Below are 21488 nucleotides of genomic sequence, written 5' to 3'. Positions count from 1 at the left end.
ATCTCAGAGAGTGAGACAACGTACATGTCCGTCGACCACCCAATGACACTGCCGGAGAAGCTCTGGCACCGCCATCTCGTCCATTCCACACCGGGCGAGCCCGAACTGCTCTACATCGATCTGCACCTCGTGCACGAGGTCACCAGCCCGCAGGCGTTCGACGGCCTCCGGCTCTCGGGTCGGAGCGTCCGTCGCCCCGACCTCACGATCGCCACGGAAGACCACAACGTGCCGACGGAGAACATCCACGAGCCGATCGCCGACGAGATCTCCGCCAAGCAGGTCGACACACTCCGGGCGAACACCGCCGAGTTCGGCGTGACCAACTTCCCGATGGGCGACCCCGACCAGGGCATCGTCCACGTGATCGGCCCCGAGCAGGGCCGCACGAAGCCCGGCATGACCATCGTGTGCGGCGACAGCCACACCGCCACCCACGGAGCGTTCGGGGCACTGGCGTTCGGGATCGGCACCAGCGAGGTCGAGCACGTGCTCGCCACCCAAACCCTGCCGCAGAGTCGCCCGAAGTGGATGTCGGTCACCGTCGAGGGCGAAGCGCCGGCGGGCGTGACCGCCAAGGACATCGTGCTCGCGATCATCGGCGAGATCGGTACCGGCGGCGGCATCGGCCACGTCATCGAGTACCGCGGTCAGGCGATCCGCGACCTCTCGATGGAGGGCCGCATGACCGTGTGCAACATGTCGATCGAGGCCGGCGCCAAGGCGGGCATGATCGCCCCCGACGACACCACGTTCGAGTATCTACAGGGCCGCGACCACGCACCGAAGGGCGCTGACTGGGACGCTGCCGTCGCCGACTGGCGCACCCTGCAGACCGACGACGGGGCGGTCTGGGACAAGGAGGTCGTCATCGACGCCTCCACGCTCACGCCGCAGGTCAGCTGGGGCACCAACCCGGGCCAGGTCGGCCCGATCGACGGCACGATCCCGTCCCCCGACGACTACGACGACGCGACCACCCGCGAGACCGTCGCACGTGCACTCGAGTACATGGGCCTCGAACCCGGCACCGCGATCAAGGACATCCCGGTCGACACCGTGTTCATCGGGTCGTGCACCAACAGCCGGATCGAAGACCTCCGTGCGGCCGCCGCGGTCATGGAGGGCCGCCAGGTCACCGTGCCCCGCGTGATGGTCGTCCCCGGATCACACCGCGTCAAGGTGCAGGCCGAGGCCGAGGGTCTCCACGAGGTCTTCCGGGCTGCCGGCGCCGACTGGCGCGAACCCGGCTGCTCGATGTGCCTCGCCATGAACCCCGACAAACTCACTCAGGGCGAACGGGCGGCGAGCACGAGCAACCGTAACTTCGAAGGACGCCAGGGACGAGGTGGACGCACCCACCTCGTGTCCCCTGCCGTGGCCGCCGCCACCGCGGTCCAGGGCACCTTCGCCGACCCCCGGGATCTCCCGTGATCGGAGAGGGTCAGACCCCCTCCGCGACCGACCGTTCACATCTCGTTCGGAGAGGGTCCGACCCCCTCCGTTCCGGACCAGCAGAAGGACCGACATCATGAAAGCCGTTCGCATCGTCTCCGGAACCGGTGTGCCGCTCAAACGCAGCGACGTCGACACCGACCAGATCATCCCCGCCGACTGGCTGAAGCGTGTCGAGCGCACCGGTTTCGAGAAGGGACTGTTCTCCACGTGGCGCGACGACCGTGACTTCGTCCTCAACCAGGAGCAGTACCAGGGCGCATCGGTCCTGGTCGCCGGGCCGGCGTTCGGGGTCGGTTCGAGCCGCGAACATGCCGTGTGGGCGATCCAGCAAGGCGGCTTCGACGCCGTGATCGCTCCGAGCTTCTCCGACATCTTCCGCAACAACTGCACGAAGAACGGTCTCGTCCCGGTCGTCCTGCCCGAATCAACGGTCGAGGCCATCTGGGCGGCGATCGAGGCCGATCCGACCACCGAGATCGTCGTCGACATGGAGCGGCTGATGGTCGAGGTCCCGGCCGCCGGCATCACCGCCGAGTTCCCGATGGACCCGCCGACGCAGCACCGCTTCCTCGAGGGCCTCGACGACATCGCGCTCACACTCACGCACGGTGACGCGATCGACGAGTTCGAAGCCACGCGTCCGGGCTGGATGACGAACTGATTCGAATCAGGCGCAGCGGAACGCACCGTCGACGGCGATGCCGTCGACGGTCGTCCCACTGAAGCTCCCCGATGCCCCGCGTTCGTCGACCGTGATCTCGACGTCGTCGACCTCGTACGACGCACCGCCCACCCGCATCCGCATGCCGGGAGACTGCTCGGGGACGAGTTCGAACGAGTTGATCGCTCCGACCGCCTGACCGCCGTCGACCCGCACGAGCGGTCCGCCCTCGTCATCGGTGGCGCCCCGGCACTCGGCTGCGGCCGCCTCGACCTCGGCCGTGTCGAGCGTCAGTCCCACGATTCGCTCTTCGGAACCTCGACGGAGCAGCGCGACGACCTCGACCGCCCGGAGCACGCCGTCGTCGACCGCGGGGTCGACGATCGGCACCGGGGTCCCGGGGGGACCATCGCAGACGAACGTACCCGCGACCCGCTCACCCGTCGCCTCGAACGCCTGGAACGAACCGGCCCTCGAGCTCTGGTCGAGGGTCAGGGTTCCGACGGCGGTCACGGGATCCTCGCCGTCGAGTTCGACCCGGACATCGGCGTCGTAGATCCCCGAGCCGTCCACCCGATCGGCGGTGACGACCGACACCGAATTCACCGCCGCCGAAGCGTCGACGGCGGTGACCGTGAACGTCCCGATCGACGCCCGGAGCCCCGAGCACGAACTGAACCGCGTGAAGGGATCGATCTCGTCGAGTTCGGCCGGATCGATGGCGACGTCGAAACGCTCGCTGAGCCCGAGCCGATCGACCGACACGTCGATGATCACCTGGTAGGCGGATGCCGCGGCCGCCTCGTCGACCTCCGTGGTCGGTGTCGCCGACTCGCCCGACTCGGCCGCCCCTGGCTCGTCGGCGGGGATCGACGACGGCGACGGCCGGACGTCGTCCGGCGCCGCCGACCCGGACGAGCAGCCGCAGAGGGCGAGCACCACGCCGCACGACGCCACGATGCTGCGCATGAGGTGAACGGTACCGGTCACGTGCGGCGTCGTGCCGTCGCGATCGCGGACCCGCCCAGCCCGTCAGGTCGTGACGTCGACGCCGAACGACGGCAGGTCACGGAGGTTCGGATTGTTCGAGAACACTTCGATCGGCGCAACGTTGGGCAGCCGCATGCCGCGCTGCAGGATCCGGACCTGCGTGTGCTGGTTGTACTCGACGAGCGTGACCGCCCAGCCGTCACGGCCCGCACGGGCGGTGCGTCCCGACCGGTGCAGGTAGTCCTTGACGTCCTTGGCCGGCTCGTAGTGGATGACCGCGCCGATGTCGTCGATGTCGATACCGCGAGCGGCGACGTCGGTGGCGACGAGCACGTCGAGTTTGCCCTCGGCAAACCGCTGCAGGGCGCGTTCGCGGGCCTTCTGGGGCAGGTCGCCGTGGATGGCCGAACAGCTCACGCCCAGGTCGTCGAGGTTGCGCGCGACGCGGTCACAGTTGCGCTTGGTCTGGCAGAACACCACGACCTTCTGGATGCCCTGGCCGATCGCCCCGATCACCTTGTCCTTGTCCATGTGATGCACCGCCAGGAAGAGGTGATGCATCGTGCCGACGGTGTCGGTCGCCTCGTCGACCGCGATCTCGATCGGGTCGGTCAGGTAGTGGCGGATCAGGTGGCCGACGTCGCCGTCGAGCGTCGCCGAGAACAGCATGGTCTGGTTCCGGTTCGTGCAGTGCCGGAGGACCCACTCGACCTGCGGCGTGAACCCGTCGTCGGCCATCCGGTCGGCCTCGTCGAGACACACGATCTGGATGTCGTCGAGCACCAGCTCGTTCGACTTGAGCAGGTCGATCAGCCGCAGCGGTGTGGCGACGACGAGCTCGGCACCCCTGGCGAGCGCCTCGATCTGGGTGTGGCGGCTCGCTCCGCCGTACACGGCGAGCACTCGCTGACCTGCGTGCTGCGCGATCGGCTCGAGCACCTCGGCGACCTGCACGGCGAGCTCACGGGTCGGCACCAGGACCAGGCCCAGCGGGCGACGAGGCTCGGCGGTGTCGGTGATGCGGGCGAGCATCGGCACGCCGAAGGCCAGCGTCTTGCCGGAACCGGTCTTGGCACGGCCACAGACGTCGCGGCCCTCCATCGCCACCGGCACGGCTTCGGTCTGGATCGCGAACGGCTGGGCGAACCCGCACTTGGCGAGCCCGTCGTCGATCCGGGACGGCACACCCAATTCGGCGAAGCCGGTGGGTGCCTCGACGGGAGGCAGCGCATTGATCGAGGTGAGGTTGCCCGTCCGGGCGGGACCGTCGTCGACGGGCCGATCGTGGCGGGAGCCGTCGGATGAGCCGCGATGGCTGCGAGAGGAGTCGGATGTCGACGTGTCACGGCGGCGCCCCCCGGGCCGGCCTCCACGTCCGCGGCCTGCGGGCCGTGCGTTGGGTTGATTCATGGTGGGATCAGGGTATCGGGGCGCCACGGCTCCGGTGACGATCCCCCGGTGCCCGTCCCGAGTCAAGCACACACCGCCGGGCCCGGGTTCGATCTCCGGCTCACGCCCGAGCATTCCCAACTCCACCTCGATTTCGTCCATCACGACGAAATACGCCAGGAATCACAGGGTTATCACTCTCCGTGGTAGCTTTCCCACTCTGGGTGTGATTTAGTGTCACCCGATGGAAGCACCGATGCAATTCGGTGCCTCGATGGTCGATGCCCCGCCAGGCACACCTGGGGGCACACACGCGCCACGATCCACCGACGATCGGGCCATCCTCGACGCGGTTCGAGCCGGCGACAACGACGCGTTCGGCGCGCTCTACAGCCGTCACGTGGCCGTGGTCCGTCGCCTGGCCCGCCGCATGGCACACGATCACCACGAAGCCGACGACATCGTCAGCGACGTGTTCGCCAACACCCTGCGGGCGATCCGCCATGGGCGCGGTCCCCGCGACGACGCCCAGGCCTACCTGCTTCGCTCGGTCCGTCACACCGCCGGCAAGCTCCGGGCCCGCAAGGACACCGGCCGGAGCGAACCCGTGCCGATCGACCGACTCGACCGACCCGTCGACGGCGAGGTCCACCTGCGCAGCGACGTCGAGATCGCACTCGGCCATCTGCCCGACCGTCACCGCGACGTGCTCTGGGCAACGTGCGTCGAGGGCCGACCGACGAGCGAGGTCGCCGCCGCCGGCGGGCTGGACGCCAGTTGCGTCACGTCCCTGGCGCTCCGCGCCCGGCGCGCGCTCGGCCGGTCGTACCTGCTCCAACGCACGACGCGTCCCGAACCGACCGATCGGTGCCACCGGATTCGCACGTCGATGCCCGGCTGCCTCCGCGACGAGGCCAGCGCCTCGACGGCAACCACCGTCCACCGTCACATCGACTCCTGCGAACCGTGCCGCGAGGTCTACGACGAGATGAGCGACCTCGACCGCAGCATGTGCTCGGTCACCCTGCTCGGTCTGTTGATCGCCGTCGTGCGTGGCTGGCTGCGGTTCGGCTCGACGCTGACGCCGCTCCTCACCAAGCCGCTGGCGTCGGCGCTCGTCGCCGGAGCGGTCGTGACCGGAGCGGTCACCATCGAGCCCCCGACGCCCGACATCGACGCGACCCAGCAAGCGACCCGGGGAGCGACCGAGACCGGCGCGACACCTCTCTCGAGGCCGCCGGCGCAACGCCCGACGCGTGCTGCTGCGTCACGGTCGCGGGCAGCGGTCGAACCCGCCACCACCCGATCCGCCCCCATCACCGCTTCGCCGGTCGTCGAGCCGGACGCACCGACCGACGACGACGACATCCTCCGCCCACGGGACCTGACGAACCGACAGCCGTCCGATCCGTCGCCGGCGAAAGCGGTCGCGCCCGACCCCCTCCCATCGGTGGTCCCGCCGCCGGACACCGGTTCGGGCACCGTGTTGGACCCCGTCACCACGGCGGTCGACGACGTGCTCGCCGGAACGACCGATCTGACCGCGACCGTCGACGACGTGACGAACGAGGTCGTGGGGCTCGTGACCGAGACGGTGACGCAGGTCGAGACCATCGCCGACGAGCTCCTGGTCGGCACGACGGCCGTCGTGGACCAGGCCGTCGACGACGTCACGGACGTCGCCGCCGAGGTCGTCACGACGGTCGAAGACGTCGCCGACGAGGTCGTCGCCGCGGCCGAACCGATCACCACGATCGTCGATGACGTCCTCGACCCCCTCGCGGTGCCGACGGCACCAGAGAGCGGCCCGACGGGCGACCTGGTCGACACGATCGACACGATCGACACGATCGACACGATCGACACGGTGATCGACGACACCGTTGGTTCGCTGCTCGGAGCGCTCGGCTCGGGCAGCAGCGGTCTCGGCGACTGACGGCCGGCACGCCGCAGCACGGCGAGCCCTTCGCCGGGTTGCCAGAACCTCCCCACGAGGGACGCCGCCCTGACGGGCGCTCGGCGAGCGGCCGTTCACCGGCCGATCGCGACCCGGCTCACCGACGTTCCCCGGCCGTGCCGAGGTCGTCTCCGCCGGGTTCGACGGATTTCTCGGATCTCGAAAATGTGCCCTGACCTGGGAGGGAGAAGATTCTCGAGGAGAATTTCGAGTTTTTCTTCCCGCAGCCGTGACGTGATCCGTCCTGGTGGGTGTGCACCAGTGAGAAGACGACTTCTCACTCACTCACACAAGGAACGGGCATCATGGAAACTCAGCAGACACCACACTCCGCCAGCCGGCGCAACACGATCCTCCGCACCCTCGCCGTCCTCGGCGTGGTCGGCACCTCGATCGGCCTGACCGCCGATGTGGCCTCGGCGCAGCCGGCTCCGCAGAACCCGCTCTGCCAGCTGCTCTCCAACTGTGACGACGGCGACGACGCCGAGCCGGGTGACGAGCCCGACATCGACCTCGGCATCGTGGAGATCGACCTCGACACCGAGCCGGCACCCGACGACGAACCCACCGATCCGGTCGGCGGCCTCGGGGATCTCGGGGATCTCGGGGATCTCGGCGATCTCGGCGGTCTCGGGGATCTCGGCGATCTCGGCGATCTCGGCGATCTCGACGCCACCGTCACCATCACCGACGAACTTCTGGGCGAGGGCAACGACGCCACGGTCGGCGTCGATGTCGACACCGACGACGGCCTGACCGTCACGCCGGAGATCGATGTCGACGTCGAAGTGGCCGAGGTCGACGTCGAGTTGCACCAGGACGCCGTCGTGAACGTCAGCAGCGACGACGGCCTCATCGTGAACGTCGACGCCAACAACACGACCAAGGCGTCCGCCGGCGACCTGACGGTCGTCGACAACGACACCGTCGTCTGCGGTGTCCAGGTCGTGATCACCGGTGACGGTCATCGCACCTGCGACGAGCCCGGCGCCACGCTGGGCAGCGGTGACGACGCCCTCCTCGACCTGGACGCCGCCGAATCGGTGTGTGGCCTGCACGTCGCCGTCCTCGGTGACTCGTCGGTCGACTGCGAATCCGACGCCGACTCCAGCCAGAACGGCGGTGCCACCGACCTGTTCGACGGCGATGTGTTCGCCGCCCTCTGCGGTATCGAAGTCGCCATCATCGGCAACACCAGCACCAACTGCGGTGACACCCCCACCACCGACATCGGCGCCTGCCTCGGTATCGCCCAGCTCTGCGAGAGCCTGATCGACATCGACGGCACGCTCGGCCTCTGTGGCCTGGGCATCTCGGTCATCGGGACCACCGACACGAACTGCGGTGCAGACGACGGCGATGACGACGACTGTGAAATCGACTGCGACGACAACGACGGTGAGTGCGAGACCGACTGCGACGACAACGACGGTGGGTGCGAGACCGACTGCGACGACGACGACGGCGACGACGACGGCGACGACGACGGCGACACCGACAACGATGGTGACGACGATGGTGACGACGAGAACGCCACGGACCAGAGCCCCCGTGGCTTCACCGGCGGCGGCACCCAGAACGGTTCCGGCGGCCTGCCGCTGACCGGCGGTTCGATCGCCCTCACCCTCCTGCTCGGTTCAGCGCTGTCGCTCACCGGGTACGGCCTGCGCCGGAGCGCCCTCCGGGCGTAAGGCCCAACAGATCGCCGACGGGACGCCCGCACCCCGTCGACGAAACGATCCCGGGTACGAGTTGCAACTCGTGCCCGGGATCGCCGCCGTTTTCGGCCCCGACGCATCACCTTGAAACTCGGGCGAGATGGCCGTACAGTGGAGGACCGTGATGACGAACGCCGAGCGCACCCTCCTTCTGCTTACGTAGGGCGACGCCGACATCTCCGCGTTCGCCCGCCCCCAGCCGCCCGGCCGGGGGCACTTTGATTTTTCCGGCCAGTTCGCACCCACCCGCACGCCCACCCCGATCTCGTCCACAGGAGCCAGCCATGCCACCAGCCAACGTGACCCCCAAGAAGATGCCGTTCGAGAAGTACGCACCGTTCATCCCGATCACCCTCGCCGACCGCACCTGGCCCGACGTCGTCATCGACCGGGCACCCCGCTGGTGCTCGGTCGACCTGCGCGACGGCAACCAGGCGCTCATCGACCCGATGGACCCGGCTCGCAAGCTGCGCATGTTCCAGGAGCTCGTCAAGATGGGCTTCAAGGAGATCGAGGTCGGTTTCCCGTCGGCGAGCCAGCCCGACTTCGACTTCGTGCGCCAGCTGATCGAGGACGACCTGATCCCCGACGACGTCCACATCCAGGTGCTCGTGCAGTGTCGCCAGGAACTGATCGAGCGCACCTACGAATGCCTCGCCGGAGCGCCACGGGCGATCGTCCACTTCTACAACTCGACGAATCCGCTGCAGCGTGACGTCGTGTTCGGCCTCGACACCGACGGCATCAAGTCGATCGCCGTCAACGGCGCCAAGCTCTGCAAGAAGCTCGAGGAAACCATTCCCGACACGACGATCCGCTACGAGTACTCACCCGAGAGCTTCACGCTGACCGAGCCCGACTACGCGATCGAGGTCTGTGAGGCGGTGATGGACGTGATCGAGCCGACCCCGGACGATCCGATCATCCTCAACCTGCCCGCCACGGTCGAGTGCTACTCCCCCAACGTCTACGGCGACGTCATCGAGTGGTTCGGCCGCACGATCAAACAGCGCGAGTCGGTGATCGTCAGCCTGCACCCGCACAACGACCGCGGCTGTGCGGTCGCTGCGGCCGAGTTCGGCGTGATGGCCGGCGCCGACCGCGTGGAAGGCACCCTGTTCGGCAACGGTGAGCGCACCGGCAACGTCGACGTCGTCAACCTGGCGATGAACCTGTTCGCCAACGGGGTCGATCCCGAACTCGACATCAGCGACATCGACGCCCTGCGCCGCACGGCCGAGTACTGCAACCGTCTTCCGGTGCCCGAGCGACTGCCGTACGTCGGCGACCTGGTCTACACCGCCTTCTCCGGCTCTCACCAGGACGCCATCAAGAAGGGGCTCGACCGGCTGCCGAAGGACTACGACCGGTGGGGAGTCCCGTACCTGCCGATCGACCCGCACCACGTCGGCCGCTCGTACGAGGCCGTCATCCGGGTGAACTCGCAGTCCGGCAAGGGCGGGGTCGCCTACGTGATGAAGGAGGAGCACGGCTTCGACCTGCCGCGCCGCCTCCAGATCGAGTTCTCCAAGGCGATCCAGCACGTCACCGAGGATTCCGGCACCGAGATCAGCCCCGGCGTGATGTGGGACACGTTCCAGACGGAGTACCTCCCGCCCGAACCACGCTTCCGCCTGCGGACCCACGAACTGCACACCAAGGACGGCCGCACCAAGGTCACCGCGCAGCTCGACGTCGACGGCGACGCCGTCACTGCGATCGGCGAGGGCGACGGCCCCGTCGAGGCGTTCGTGCAGGCGATCGCCGACCACTTCGGCGAAGAGTTCGACGTCGTCGACTACGCCGAGCACGCGATCGGTCGAGGCAGCAACGCCCAGGCCGTCGCCTACGTCGAGACGACCAACGCCGACAACGACATCAAGTGGGGTCTCGGCCAGGATCCGAACATCACCACCGCGTCGTTGCGAGCCGTGCTGTCGGCGTTCGAACGCCAGCACGGCTGACGCCCCGGCCCCTCGTCGTTCGGAGCCGTCGACCGGCCCGCCCTCCGGGACGGGTCGGTCGACGCGTCTAAGGTTCATTGCATGTTGACGATGCTGCGACGGATGTTCTGGTTGGCGCTGCTCGGCGGGGCCGGGTACGCGGGCTGGACGGCGTGGCAGGCCCGGGCCGGGGACGCTCCCGACGCAGCGCCCGAATGGCCGCCGCTCGATCCGCCGCCGTCGGCGACCGACTCGGTCGCCGCGGCCGTGCCGTCGGCGGGCCCGCCGCCGTCCGCCACCGCGGCGGGGTTCGTCGACCTCCCGGTCGACGACGGCGCCGCGCCGGCCCCTGCCGACGCATCCTCGACGTTCTCATCGGCCACGTGGGTGGAGCCGATCGACGGCGCCTGCCCCGAGGGCTACCCGATCAAGGCCAACGACAACTCGGGGATCTTCCACGTGCCCGGAGGCCGGTTCTACGAGCGGACGGTGCCGGAGCGGTGCTACGCCGACGCACACGACGCCGAGGCCGACGGCTACCGTCGGTCGAAAGCCTGAGCGAGCCACGGAGGATCCACGATGAAGGTCAAGGTCGATTTCGACATGTGTGCGTCGACGGGTGGCTGCATGCAGGTGTGCCCCGAGGTCTTCGAGGTCCGCAGCGACGGCTATCTGTACATCCTGCAGGACGAGCCGGCACCCGAGTTGCACGACCGGGTTCGCGAGGCGGCCGACCTCTGCCCGACCGCCGCGATCGAGCTCGTCGACTGACGATTCGGCCCGTTCGTCACAGGATCGCAACCAAACCGGGTGCCGCTCCGCAGCGCCCCTGATCTACCGTCGTCGTCGTGGGCTTCCATGACCAACTCCGACGCTCGTGGGCTGCATCGAACTCCCTCCTGTGCGTCGGTCTCGATCCCGACCCTGCCCGTTTCCCGGCCGGACTCGACGCCGCACCCGACGCCGTCTTCCGGTTCTGCAAGGAGATCATCGACGCCACGGCCGACGTGGTCTGTGCGTTCAAGCCGCAGATCGCATACTTCGCGAGCCAGCGCGAGGAGGCGACGCTCGAGCGTCTCTGCGCCTACATCCTCGAGCACTACCCCGACGTCACCCTGATCCTCGACGCCAAGCGCGGCGACATCGGCTCGACCGCCGAGCACTACGCGCGCGAGGCGTTCGGGCGCTATCAGGCTCACGCCGTCACCGTGAACCCCTACCTCGGCGCCGACTCGATCGTGCCGTTCTTCGCCCACGACGGTGGCGTGATCGCGCTCTGTCGGACCAGCAATCCCGGCGGCGACGACCTGCAATCGCTCGACGTCGGAGGCGAACCGCTCTATGTGCGCGTGGCCGAGATGGTGGCCAACGAGTGGGCACCGCGTGGCGACTGCGGACTCGTCGTGGGCGCCACCTATCCCGACGAACTCCGCCGCGTTCGCCAGGTCGTGGGCGACCTCCCGATCCTGGTCCCCGGTCTGGGTCATCAAGGCGGCGATCCGCGTGCCGCCGTGGCCGCCGGCGCGACCGCCGACGGGCGCGGTCTGATGATCAGCTCCTCCCGGGCGATCATCTACGCGAGCGACGGTGACGACTTCGCCGAGGCGGCACGGGCCGCCGCCATCGAGTCGCGGCTCGCGACGCTGCCGGCCGGCTGGTAGCGGCCGCACCACGTTCGCGTCCGAACTCCGCCGACGGGATCCGGCCGGGTCGGCCATGATGGCGCCATGACGCCGCAGCAACGCCGCACCCGCTTCTTCGAGCTCCACGCCCGCGAGCAGGTGGTCGTGATGCCCAATCCATGGGACGTCGGTTCGACCAAGCTGCTCACCGGACTCGGCTTCGACGCACTCGCGACGACGAGCGCCGGATTCGCGTGGTCCGACGGCCGCGACGACTACGGCATCACACTCGATCAACTCGTCGAGCACACCCGAGCGGTCGCGGCCTCGACCCACCTGCCACTCAACGTCGACAGCGAACGCTGCTTCGCCGACGACGGCGATCTCACCGCGATCGGTCACACGGTGGGTCTGCTGCACGACGCCGGTGCCGCAGGTTGCTCGATCGAGGACTGGAACGGCCCGGCCGGGCGCATCGACCCCGTCGACGTCGCTACCGAGCGGGTCGCTGCTGCCGCCGAGGCCGCCCACCGCGACGGCGATCCGATGCTGCTCACCGCTCGCTGCGAGAACTTCCTGCACGGGGTGACCGACCTCGACGACACGATCGAGCGGCTCATCGCCTATGCCTCGGCTGGGGCGGACTGCGTGTACGCCCCCGGCCTGAACACCGTCGATCAGATCGAACGCGTGGCAAACGCAGTCGACGTACCGATCAACGTGCTCGCGCTGCCCGGCGGCCCGACCGTGGCCGAGATCGGCGCGGCCGGGGGCCGTCGGGTGTCGATCGGCAGTTCACTCGCCTCGACCGCCTACGGCGCCATGATGGCCGGTGCCCGCGAGCTGATCGAGTCGGGGACGAGCAGCTACCTGGCCACCAGGCTGACCGGTGAGGACCGCCGCCTGCTCGGGTGATCAGACGAGGCTGATCACTCCATCGGGTCGTCGGTGACGGCCATGCCATCGGAGTTCACGTCGTCACCCGTGGAACCGTCGACGAGACGCCGGTCTCCCGAGGGCTCGTCGAGGACCACGGACACGACATCGGCGCAGTCGCCACCGGCGTTGCGCTCGGCGGTCGCCGACACCACGACTCGATCAGCGCTCTGCTCGCCGATCTCGACCACCGGCTCGGCGTTGCAGCTGCCCACCGCGACGGCGATCGATCGTCCGTCGGGACTCACCGTCAGCAGGGCGGTGGCTCGAGCGTCCCGCGTGTCCCCGGCACAGCTGGAGACGCACAGCACCATCGCGACGATCCACATCGGGTGACCACGCACGGTGTGATCGTGCGCCGCCGGGTGCCGGAGGTCGATCGGCGGCGACGGTCAGCCGTGGAGCACTTTGACGCTGAGGATGCCGGCGGCGGCTCGCAGCTCGTCGACCAGCGGCGCCGGGATCTCATCGGTGAGGGCCAGGACCATCGTGGCGTTGCCGCCGGTGCCGACGCGGCCGACGTCCATGTCGGCGATGTTGACACCGGCACCGCCGAGCATCACGCCGACGGTGCCGATCACACCGGGGCGATCGTCGTTGCTGATCACCATCATGTGCTCCGCCGGCGGCACGTCGACCGAGTGCCCGTCGACCTCGACGATGCGCTGCTCACGGCGGCGACCGGCGAGCGTGCCGGAGATGCTGTGATCCTCGCACTTGAGCGAGATCAGGTTGACATACTCGTCGGTGTCGACGCAGGTGACCTCGCGCATCGAGATGCCCGCCGCCTTCGCCATGTTCGGCGCGTTGACATAGCTCACGGGGTCGTCGGAGATGCGGCTGAAAAAGCCCTTGAGCACGGCGAGACCGATGATCCGGGTGTCGTACGCCGCGATCTCGCCCTCGCAGGACAGATCGAAGTTGTCGGGCGAGCTGCCGTGCAGCGAACCGTACAGACGGCCGAGTTGCTCCGCGAGCGGGAGGAACGGGCGGATCGTCTCGTTGGCCTCGGCGGCATCGACGTTGACCGCCCACGGGACGAAATCGCCGTCGAGCGCCAGCTTGACCATGTCGGCAATCGCATCGCCCGCCTTGTCCTGCGCTTCACGCGTCGACGCACCGAGGTGCGGGGTGACGACGACCGACGGCAGCTCGAACAGCGGGGACTCGGTCGTGGGCTCGGTGTCGAACACGTCGAGCGCCGCACCGGCGATGACGCCGTCGCGGATGCACTCGGCGAGATCGGCCTCGTCGACGATGCCGCCGCGAGCCACGTTGATCACCCGGAGGCTCGGCTTGGCCTTCATGAGGAGGTCGCGGTCGATCAACCCGGCGGTCTCCTTGGTCTTCGGCAGGTGGACGGTCAGGAAGTCGGATTCGGCGACCAACTGGTCGAGCGGCAACAGCTCGACGCCGAGTTGGCGGGCACGATCGGCCGAGACGAACGGGTCGTAGGCGACGAGGCGCATCTGGAACGCCTTGGCGCGGTCGGCGACGAGTTTGCCGATGCGTCCGAGGCCGACGATGCCGAGCGTCTTGTCGGCGAGCTCGACGCCCTCCCACTTGCTGCGCTCCCAACGGCCTGCGACGAGTGCCGCATGCGCCTGTGGGATGTTGCGGGCCTGCGCCATCAGCAGCGCCATGGTGTGCTCGGCGGCCGAGATGATGTTCGACTGCGGGGCGTTGACGACCATCACGCCGCGCGCCGTTGCCGCAGCGACGTCGACGTTGTCGAGCCCGATACCCGCCCGGCCCACCACGACGAGCTCGGTGGCGGCAGCGAGCAGCTCGGCGTCGACCTGGGTCGCCGACCGGATCACGAGCGCGTGCGCACCGACGATCGCCGAACGCAGCTCCTCCGGCGACAGACCGAGCTGCACGTCGACGTCGTGCCCGACGTCGCGGAGTCGATCGAGACCGCCATCGGCGATCGCTTCGGTGACGAGTACTCGTGCCATGGGTCACTGCTTATCGCTGCCGTCGCCGCGAACCCAAACAGTTTGACGAGTCGTCAACGGTCGTTGGTCACCGTCTCGTCCGGCGAGGACGGTCCGGCGGGTGCAAACCGGATACGGTCCGATGCATGGGTGAGGGAGATCTCGACATCCGGACGCTCGAGACCGCCGGCGACATGGCCGCGATCGGCACCGTGTTCCAGCAGGTCTGGGGCACCGCGACGCCGATCGTGACCGTCGAACTGCTGATGGCGATCTCGCACGCGGGTGGGTACGTCGCAGGAGCATTCGAGTCCGGCAACGCCGTCGGCGCGTCGTTCGGCTTCCTGGCCGACCACCAGGGCGATCGAGCCCTGCACAGCCACGTGACGGGGATCCTGCCCGGGGTCCAGCACGGCGGCGTCGGCCGGGCCATCAAGAACCACCAGCGCGCCTGGGCCGCCGAACGCGACATCGACTGGATCGTCTGGACCTTCGATCCGCTGGTACGCCGCAACGCCTGGTTCAACATCGAGGTGATCGGCGCCCACGTCACCGAATACCTCCGGAACTTCTACGGCACGATGAGCGACTCGATCAACGCCCACGACGAGTCCGACCGGCTCGTGGTCGCCTGGCCGACCTCCGACGACGCCGAGTCTCCAGCGGCCGACTCGGCGACCGAGACCACGCTCGTCGCGACCCCCGACGACATCGTCGTGCTCCGCCGCACCGACCCGGCCGCCGCAGCCGGGTGGCGCATGCAACTCCGCGACCGCCTCGAGCCGCTCCTCGCCTCCGGTGGCGTCGTCACCGGATTCACCCGTGACGGCTCCTACGTCGTTCGGCACCCGGCCCGATGACCGAACTCCGGCAACTCGAACTCCGACGGATCGCGCTCGACCTCGTCACGCCGTTCCGCACCAGCTTCGGCACCGAACAGCTGCGCGACATCCTGCTGCTCCACGTCACCACCGACGACGGCGAGGGTTGGGGGGAGTGCGTCGCCATGGCCGAACCGGCGTACTCGGCGGAGTTCGTCGACGCCGCCGTGCTCGTCATCCGCGACCACTTCTGGCCGACCCTGACCGCCGGCGGGCCGATCACCGCCGAGGAGGTCACCGGCCGTCTCGCCCGGTACAGCGGCCACCCGATGTCGAAGGCCGCGCTCGAAGCCGCCGTGCTCGACGCGCAGTTGCGCGCCGCCGGAACCGGGTTGCACGCATACTTCGGTGGCAACCGCGACCGCATCCCCAGCGGGGTCAGCGTCGGCATCTTCGATTCGCTCGACGAACTGCTCGCCCAGGTACAGGGGTACGTCGACGACGGGTACGCCCGCATCAAGCTCAAGATCGAACCCGGTTGGGACATCGAACCCGTTCGCCTCGTCCGCGAGCTGATCGGGCCCGACATGGGCCTCCAGGTCGACGCGAACACCGCCTACGACCGCACCGACGGCGAGCACCTGGCCCGTCTCGACGACTACGACCTCCTGCTGATCGAGCAGCCGCTCCCCGAGGAGGACATCCTCGGCCACGCACTGCTCGCCGAAGCGATCCGGACGCCGGTCTGTCTCGATGAGTCGATCGTGTCGCTGCAGACCGCTGCCGACGCGATCGAGCTCGGCGCGGCCGAGATCATCAACATCAAGCCGGGTCGCGTCGGTGGCTACCTCGAGGCTCGACGGATCCACGACCTCTGCGTCGATCGGGGCGTCCCGGTGTGGTGCGGCGGCATGGTCGAGACCGGCATCGGGCGCGCGGCCAACGCAGCGCTCGCCGCGCTCCCGGGCTTCACGCTGCCGGGCGACATCAGCGCCTCGTCACGCTTCTACCGGCGCGACATCGTCACCGATCCGATCACGGTCGACGACGGCCAGGTCCGGGTGCCCCACGGCCCCGGCATGGGCTTCGAACTCGATCACGAGTTCCTCGACAGCATCACCACGTGGTCGACGACGCTCGCCGCGACCTGAACCAGCACCGATACAGTCGCGGCCATGTACACGTTCCTGACCGACGAGTGGATCGAGGCGGCGCGGGCGCTGCGGGTCCGGTACGCCGACCGGCTGCCCGACGTCACCGTCGAAGTCCGGATCAACCAGGTCGTGACCGGCGTGCCGTTCGGCGAGGGCACGATCCGGGCGTACATCGACAGCACCGACGGCAATCTCGATCTCGAGCTCGGCGAGCTCGACGAGCCCGACGTCACGCTGACGACCGACTACGAGACCGCCAAGGCCATGGTGGTCGATCAGGACCCGGCCGTGGTCATGCAGTCGTTCATGGCCGGCAAGATCACGGTGCAGGGCGACATGATGAAGCTCATGGCGATGCAGACCTCGGTGCCGGTCAACGAAGCGTCGGTCGAGTTCGCGGCCGAGCTCCAGTCGATCACTGCGTAGCAGCGACCTCGGACGTCGTCGCGAACGCCTGCATGGCATCGGACAGCTCGGTCAGGTCCCAGCGGGTCGACTTCTCGATCGAATCGCCGATCAGCGTCCACGGCTCGAGCCGGCGGATCGTGCCACCCTGCACGTAGAACGCCTCGCCGTTGAACCGGCACGAGGCGCTCGACAAGAAAGCGACGAGCGGTGACGCGTTGGCCGGATCCCAGATGTCGAAACCTTCGGCCGGTGCCTCCATGATCTCGGGGAGTCCGGGTGACGCCAGGGTCAGTCGGGTTCGTGCACCGGGAACGACACAGTTCGACACGACGCCGTACTGGGCCAACTCCTGGGCGACGATCTGGTTGAACGTCGCGATGCCCGACTTGGCCGATCCGTAGTTCGACTGACCCGGGTTGGCGTACAGGCCCGACGTCGAGCTGGTGTGCACGAGGTTGCGTTGCCGGGTCGCACCGCGCTTGTGCTCCTCACGCCAATAGGTCGCCGCCCACTTGGTCGGCGCCGCATGCCCTTTGAGGTGCACCCGGACGACGGCGTCGAAGTCGTGCTCGGTCATGTTGACGATCGTGCTGTCACGGAGGATGCCGGCGTTGTTGATCACCACGTCGAGTTCACCGAATGCCGCGATGGCCGCATCGATGACCTTGCGGGCACCGTCCCAGTCGGCGACGTCGTCGTGCGAGGCGACGGCCGTGCCCCCGGCGTCGCTGATCTCGGCGACGACGTCGTCGGCGGGCCGATGATCCGAACCGGTGCCGTCGGCTCCGACACCCAGGTCGTTGACGACCACGCGGGCACCGTGGGAGGCCAGCAACTTGGCGTGTTCACGGCCCAGACCGCGACCGGCCCCGGTCACGATCGCGACGCGTCCCTCGAGTTCGTTCATGCCATCCTTTCGCGCCGCCGGTCGGACGGCCAGCCAACCGTAGTGATCAGAGGGCGCGAATGTCGACCTGCGTGCCGCGCCGATACGTCTTGCCGACGATCGGTTCCTCGCCGTCGATCCGTACCTGTTGCACCTCGCCCAACGTGTCACCGAAGGTCAATCGGGGCTGGAAACCCGCCTCGATCAGGATCTCGGCGGCGTCTTCGTAGGTCGCTGCACCCGACAGGTTCGGGAACGGAACGATGTCGGGTCCCTTCGACACGATCACCGTCATGTCGGTGCCGCGCTCGACCTCGGTGCCCGGCTCGAAGCTCTGTGAGATGACCGACCCGAGCACGATGTCGTCACTGAACTCCTGTGCCGTCTCGGTCAGCGTCAGTCCGAGCGCGACGAGTTCGTTGCGTGCCGCGCCCACCGGTTGGCCGACGACGTCGGGAATCGTCCGAGGTGCAGGCCCCCGGGAGACGACCAGCTCGACGGGCGTCGCCGGCTCGACCATCGAGCCGACGCCGAGTGTCGCATCGCCGGGGACCGACCAGCTGATGACGGTGCCGGCCGGAACGACCTCGTCGTACTCCTCGACCGGTGGTCTGACGTCGAGTCCTCGCTCGACCAGACGGGTCTGTGCCTCGGGCAGTGTCAGGCCCGTCGATTCCGGCAACTCCCGCAGCGTCGGACCCTCGCTCACCACGATCAGGAACGGCTCGCCCTCGGCCAGGTCGACGCCGGCCTGCGGTGCGGTGCGGACGACCTGCCCGACCACGGGCACGAGATCACTGCGCTCTCGCGTGATCTCGAGTTCCCACCGGTTGGTGGCCACGAGGTTCCGCGCTTCGGCTTCGGGCATCTCCACGAGGTCGGGCACGGTGTACACCGGTGTCTCGAACAATCGTGTGGCCAGGATGCCGAGCACGGTCAGCGCCGCGACCACCAGGACGGCGAGCACGATCTTCCACGGGAAACCACGTCGACGCCGTGGCGGGTCGGTGGTCAACATCGGCATCGCCTGAGTCGTGACCCCGGCCGCACGCTCGGGCCGGACGGCGGTCTCCTCGGGCGTCGCCGACGCGGCGGTCGCAGGCGCCGCTGGTTGCGCGGTCTCGGGATCGGGTTCGGGTTCGGGTTCCGATGCCGAGCGGGCACCACCGATCTCGGAGTCGAGCGGGAGGATCACCAGATCGTCGCCGGACGTCACGTCGGTCGGCATCTCCGGCTCGGCCTCGACGATCAGCGGGGGCTCGGGCGTCTCGGTCGGCCGGACGACCCCACCCGTCGGGTCGTCGGGTGCTCGCAGCTGCTCGGCCGGCGTCTCGAACAACCCGGTCGACAACAACGGGAGCGGCTCGGGGCGCGGCAGCTTCGAGGCCACCTGGACCAACTCCTTGCCGAATTGGGCGGCCGAGGAACGTTCGTCGGCCTCGGGCCGCCCGGCGTGTTCGAGGACGGACGCCAGTGGACCGAGATCGGCCGAGACGGGCATCAGGCGCCCGACACGCGCCGCCAGGGCGGCCACGGTCGAATCGTTCTTGAAGGGGAGCACGCCCGTCACCGCTTCGTGCAGCGTGAGGCACAGGGCGTACACGTCGGTCTTGCCGTCGATCGGCTGTGCGAGCCCCTGTTCGGGCGAGGCGTACCAGGCGGTGTGCGTAGCGACCGCGTCGGGCTGCTCCCACGTGGATTCGTTGAGGAGCGCCGCCAGCCCGAAGTCGGTGATGCGGAGTCGGCGATCGTCGCCGAACACCAGCTTCGACGGGGTGAGTTCGGTGTGCACGAACCCGCGCCGGTGCGCGTAGTCGAGCGCACGACACGCGTCGAGACCGATCGCGAGCGCCTGCGACGGCGACAACCGCCTGGCTCGGTCGAACATGTCGCGCAGGCTGCCACCGGTGAGCTGCTCGACCACCACGTACCACGTCGTCTGGCCGTCGATCTCGGTGGTGCCCCAGTCATAGAGCGCTGCGATGTTCGGGTGGCTCAGGGCACCGACTCGGCGCATCGTCTCGTCGAAACGCTGCTGGAACGCCTCGGGTGCCGCCATGCCGGGCTGGATCAACTTGACGGTGACCGTGCGGCCGGTGGTCTCGTCGGAGGCGTCGAACACGGTGGCGTTCGCGCCGGCACTCACCACACGGGCGAGCACGAGATGGTCGGCCACGACACGACCGAGCAGGTCGGACGGTTCGGTGGGACCGCCGGGGGGCGATGCGCTGGTGCTCACGATGTCCGAACGCTATCGCTTGCCCCCACCTCGTGGGGTGACGCCCCCCACGCGTTTCGACGCCGGCCCATGACACCTGCGCGTGGCCGGTCCACGTCCGGATCCCGGCATGATGGTGTGGTGAGCGACACCGACGCCCCGGAGATCACCGACGACTCCGACGTCGCCGAGCCGGTCCCGCCCACCGGTCGTCGGCGGCGTCCCGATCGCACCACGGTGCTGATGATCCTGCTGCTGCTCGTCGGCAGCCTGCTCGTGACGCGCGGCCTCCTGGTCGGCATCACCGGCGACGAGCGCGCCGACCTGCCCCCATACGTCGAGTCGGTCGAGCCGGTCCCGGAGGCCGTCCAGGTCCTCAACCAGAGCAACGTGTTCGTCGATCTCGAGACCGGCTACACCGGGGTCCTGGTGATCGACGACATCGAGATCGAGACGATCAACATCGACGAACTCGGCCGGACCGACGTCGAGCCCGGCCAGCAGGTCGAACTGCCCCCGGTCACCCGGTACGAGCCCGGCAACGCCACCCTGACGTTCACCCCCAGTTCCACGGCTCCGATCACCCAGTTCGTCGACGGGGAGCACACCGTCGAGGTCATCTACTGGCGCATCGAAGACGGCCGCCGGTTCGCCAGGTCGTACACCTGGACCTTCACGGTCGTCTGATCCTCACGCCAGCGCGGCCTCGACCGCTGCGGCCGCGTGGAGCGCCGTGGTCGGGAAGTACGGCACGGCCAGGTCGTCGGCCCCGACGAGGAGTTCGATCTCCGTGCAACCGGCGATCACACCCTCCGCTCCCCGTTCGACCAGCCGATCGATCACGTCGAGACAGCGACGCTTCGACCGGCTCCGCACCACGCCGCGCACCAACTCGTCGTAGATCACGTCGTGGATCGTGGTGCGGTCGTCGGCGTCCGGGACGATCACATCGAGACCGTGCGACCGGAGACGGCCACGGTAGAAGTCGTGTTCCATCGTGTACCGGGTGCCCAGGAGCGCCACACGTCCGACGCCGGCCGCTCGAACCGCCGCGGCCGTCGCATCGGCCAGGTGCAGGAACTCGACACCGATCGCCGACTCGATCCGATCGGCCAACAGATGCATCGTGTTGGTGCAGAGCACGATGATCTCGGCACCGGCACGTTCGAGCATCACCGCGTCGGTCGCGAGCAGGTCGCCGGCGGCGTCCCAGTCGCCCGCCGCCTGCAGCGCCTCGACGGCGGCGAAGTCGTAGCTGCGGATCACGAGATCGGCCGAGTGGGTTCCCCCGAGCCGGGCCCTGACCCCTTCGTTGATCAGCCGTTCGTACTCGATCGAACTCTCCCAGCTCATGCCGCCGAGCAGCCCGATCATCTTCATGATGTCGCAC

20 protein-coding genes are annotated in these 21488 nt (G+C 68.7%); 13 read left to right on the top strand and 7 right to left on the bottom strand.

Translation table 11 applies throughout. The features are described from left to right. Positions 1–42 precede the first annotated feature (42 nt). Both leuC and leuD read left to right on the top strand, forming a co-directional pair. Positions 43–1434 (top strand): 3-isopropylmalate dehydratase large subunit, encoded by a 1392-nt coding sequence (gene leuC, locus R8G01_22950; GenBank protein MDW3216867.1) that lies wholly within the window; start codon positions 43–45, stop codon positions 1432–1434. A 97-nt stretch (positions 1435–1531) separates the two neighbouring features. After that, the gene (leuD, locus tag R8G01_22945) at positions 1532–2119 is read left to right on the top strand and encodes a 3-isopropylmalate dehydratase small subunit (GenBank protein MDW3216866.1); all 588 of its coding nucleotides are present in this window, start codon (positions 1532–1534) and stop codon (positions 2117–2119) included. A 6-nt stretch (positions 2120–2125) separates the two neighbouring features. Here the strand turns inward: leuD and R8G01_22940 are convergent, their stop codons facing one another. Both R8G01_22940 and R8G01_22935 read right to left on the bottom strand, forming a co-directional pair. Next, positions 2126–3088 (bottom strand): hypothetical protein, encoded by a 963-nt coding sequence (locus tag R8G01_22940; protein ID MDW3216865.1) that lies wholly within the window; start codon positions 3086–3088, stop codon positions 2126–2128. A 63-nt stretch (positions 3089–3151) separates the two neighbouring features. Further along, a complete protein-coding gene (locus R8G01_22935) occupies positions 3152–4519 on the bottom strand; it encodes a DEAD/DEAH box helicase (protein MDW3216864.1) in 1368 nt (455 codons plus the stop codon). A gap of 223 nt (positions 4520–4742) precedes the next feature. On the opposite strand from R8G01_22935, the gene R8G01_22930 reads away from it, so the two are divergent. The 7 genes from R8G01_22930 to R8G01_22900 all read left to right on the top strand — a co-directional run bounded on the left by R8G01_22930 (position 4743) and on the right by R8G01_22900 (position 12653). After that, positions 4743–6434, top strand: coding sequence for a sigma-70 family RNA polymerase sigma factor (locus R8G01_22930; protein ID MDW3216863.1), 1692 nt, complete (start codon positions 4743–4745; stop codon positions 6432–6434). Positions 6435–6760: 326 nt separating this feature from the next. Beyond that, a complete protein-coding gene (locus R8G01_22925) occupies positions 6761–8146 on the top strand; it encodes a hypothetical protein (GenBank protein ID MDW3216862.1) in 1386 nt (461 codons plus the stop codon). A gap of 311 nt (positions 8147–8457) precedes the next feature. Beyond that, positions 8458–10137, top strand: coding sequence for a 2-isopropylmalate synthase (leuA, locus tag R8G01_22920; protein MDW3216861.1), 1680 nt, complete (start codon positions 8458–8460; stop codon positions 10135–10137). A gap of 81 nt (positions 10138–10218) precedes the next feature. Further along, a complete protein-coding gene (locus tag R8G01_22915) occupies positions 10219–10674 on the top strand; it encodes a hypothetical protein (GenBank protein MDW3216860.1) in 456 nt (151 codons plus the stop codon). Positions 10675–10695: 21 nt separating this feature from the next. After that, on the top strand, positions 10696–10887 hold the full coding sequence (locus R8G01_22910) for a ferredoxin (protein MDW3216859.1): 192 nt from the start codon (positions 10696–10698) through the stop codon (positions 10885–10887). Between the two features lie 77 nt (positions 10888–10964). Then, positions 10965–11777, top strand: a complete 813-nt coding sequence (gene pyrF / locus R8G01_22905; protein ID MDW3216858.1) for an orotidine-5'-phosphate decarboxylase — start codon at positions 10965–10967, stop codon at positions 11775–11777. Between the two features lie 66 nt (positions 11778–11843). After that, positions 11844–12653 (top strand): isocitrate lyase/phosphoenolpyruvate mutase family protein, encoded by an 810-nt coding sequence (locus R8G01_22900; GenBank protein MDW3216857.1) that lies wholly within the window; start codon positions 11844–11846, stop codon positions 12651–12653. 14 nt (positions 12654–12667) lie between these two features. Here R8G01_22900 and R8G01_22895 read toward each other — a convergent pair whose 3' ends face one another. Both R8G01_22895 and serA read right to left on the bottom strand, forming a co-directional pair. Then, the gene (locus tag R8G01_22895) at positions 12668–13018 is read right to left on the bottom strand and encodes a hypothetical protein (GenBank protein ID MDW3216856.1); all 351 of its coding nucleotides are present in this window, start codon (positions 13016–13018) and stop codon (positions 12668–12670) included. A gap of 48 nt (positions 13019–13066) precedes the next feature. Beyond that, positions 13067–14632 (bottom strand): phosphoglycerate dehydrogenase, encoded by a 1566-nt coding sequence (gene serA, locus R8G01_22890; GenBank protein MDW3216855.1) that lies wholly within the window; start codon positions 14630–14632, stop codon positions 13067–13069. A 125-nt stretch (positions 14633–14757) separates the two neighbouring features. Between serA and R8G01_22885 the strand changes: the two genes are divergently transcribed. The 3 genes from R8G01_22885 to R8G01_22875 are packed head-to-tail and all read left to right on the top strand — an operon-like array spanning position 14758 to position 17012. Continuing rightward, the gene (locus R8G01_22885; GenBank protein ID MDW3216854.1) at positions 14758–15471 is read left to right on the top strand and encodes a hypothetical protein; all 714 of its coding nucleotides are present in this window, start codon (positions 14758–14760) and stop codon (positions 15469–15471) included. Further along, a complete protein-coding gene (menC, locus tag R8G01_22880; protein ID MDW3216853.1) occupies positions 15468–16583 on the top strand; it encodes an o-succinylbenzoate synthase in 1116 nt (371 codons plus the stop codon). The genes R8G01_22885 and menC overlap by 4 nt, the downstream gene beginning before the upstream one ends. 24 nt (positions 16584–16607) lie before the next feature. Continuing rightward, the gene (locus R8G01_22875; GenBank protein MDW3216852.1) at positions 16608–17012 is read left to right on the top strand and encodes an SCP2 sterol-binding domain-containing protein; all 405 of its coding nucleotides are present in this window, start codon (positions 16608–16610) and stop codon (positions 17010–17012) included. Here R8G01_22875 and R8G01_22870 read toward each other — a convergent pair. Beyond that, positions 17002–17901, bottom strand: coding sequence for an SDR family NAD(P)-dependent oxidoreductase (locus R8G01_22870; protein MDW3216851.1), 900 nt, complete (start codon positions 17899–17901; stop codon positions 17002–17004). The two genes, R8G01_22875 and R8G01_22870, sit on opposite strands and share 11 nt — an antisense overlap. Positions 17902–17947: 46 nt before the next feature. Then, positions 17948–20119 carry a PASTA domain-containing protein gene (locus R8G01_22865; GenBank protein ID MDW3216850.1) on the bottom strand — a complete coding sequence of 724 codons (2172 nt, stop codon included), beginning with the start codon at positions 20117–20119 and terminating at the stop codon, positions 17948–17950. A 120-nt stretch (positions 20120–20239) separates the two neighbouring features. Between R8G01_22865 and R8G01_22860 the strand changes: the two genes are divergently transcribed. After that, positions 20240–20785 carry a hypothetical protein gene (locus R8G01_22860; protein ID MDW3216849.1) on the top strand — a complete coding sequence of 182 codons (546 nt, stop codon included), beginning with the start codon at positions 20240–20242 and terminating at the stop codon, positions 20783–20785. Between the two features lie 3 nt (positions 20786–20788). On the opposite strand, the gene R8G01_22855 is transcribed toward R8G01_22860, so the two are convergent. Beyond that, positions 20789–21478 carry an aspartate/glutamate racemase family protein gene (locus R8G01_22855; protein ID MDW3216848.1) on the bottom strand — a complete coding sequence of 230 codons (690 nt, stop codon included), beginning with the start codon at positions 21476–21478 and terminating at the stop codon, positions 20789–20791. Positions 21479–21488: the final 10 nt, after the last annotated feature.

It is taken from the genome of Ilumatobacteraceae bacterium (assembly GCA_033344875.1).
Lineage (GTDB): Bacteria > Actinomycetota > Acidimicrobiia > Acidimicrobiales > Ilumatobacteraceae > Ilumatobacter.
The sequence above is the reverse complement of the archived record's forward strand: the minus strand, read 5'-3'. Positions and strand labels throughout refer to the sequence as shown.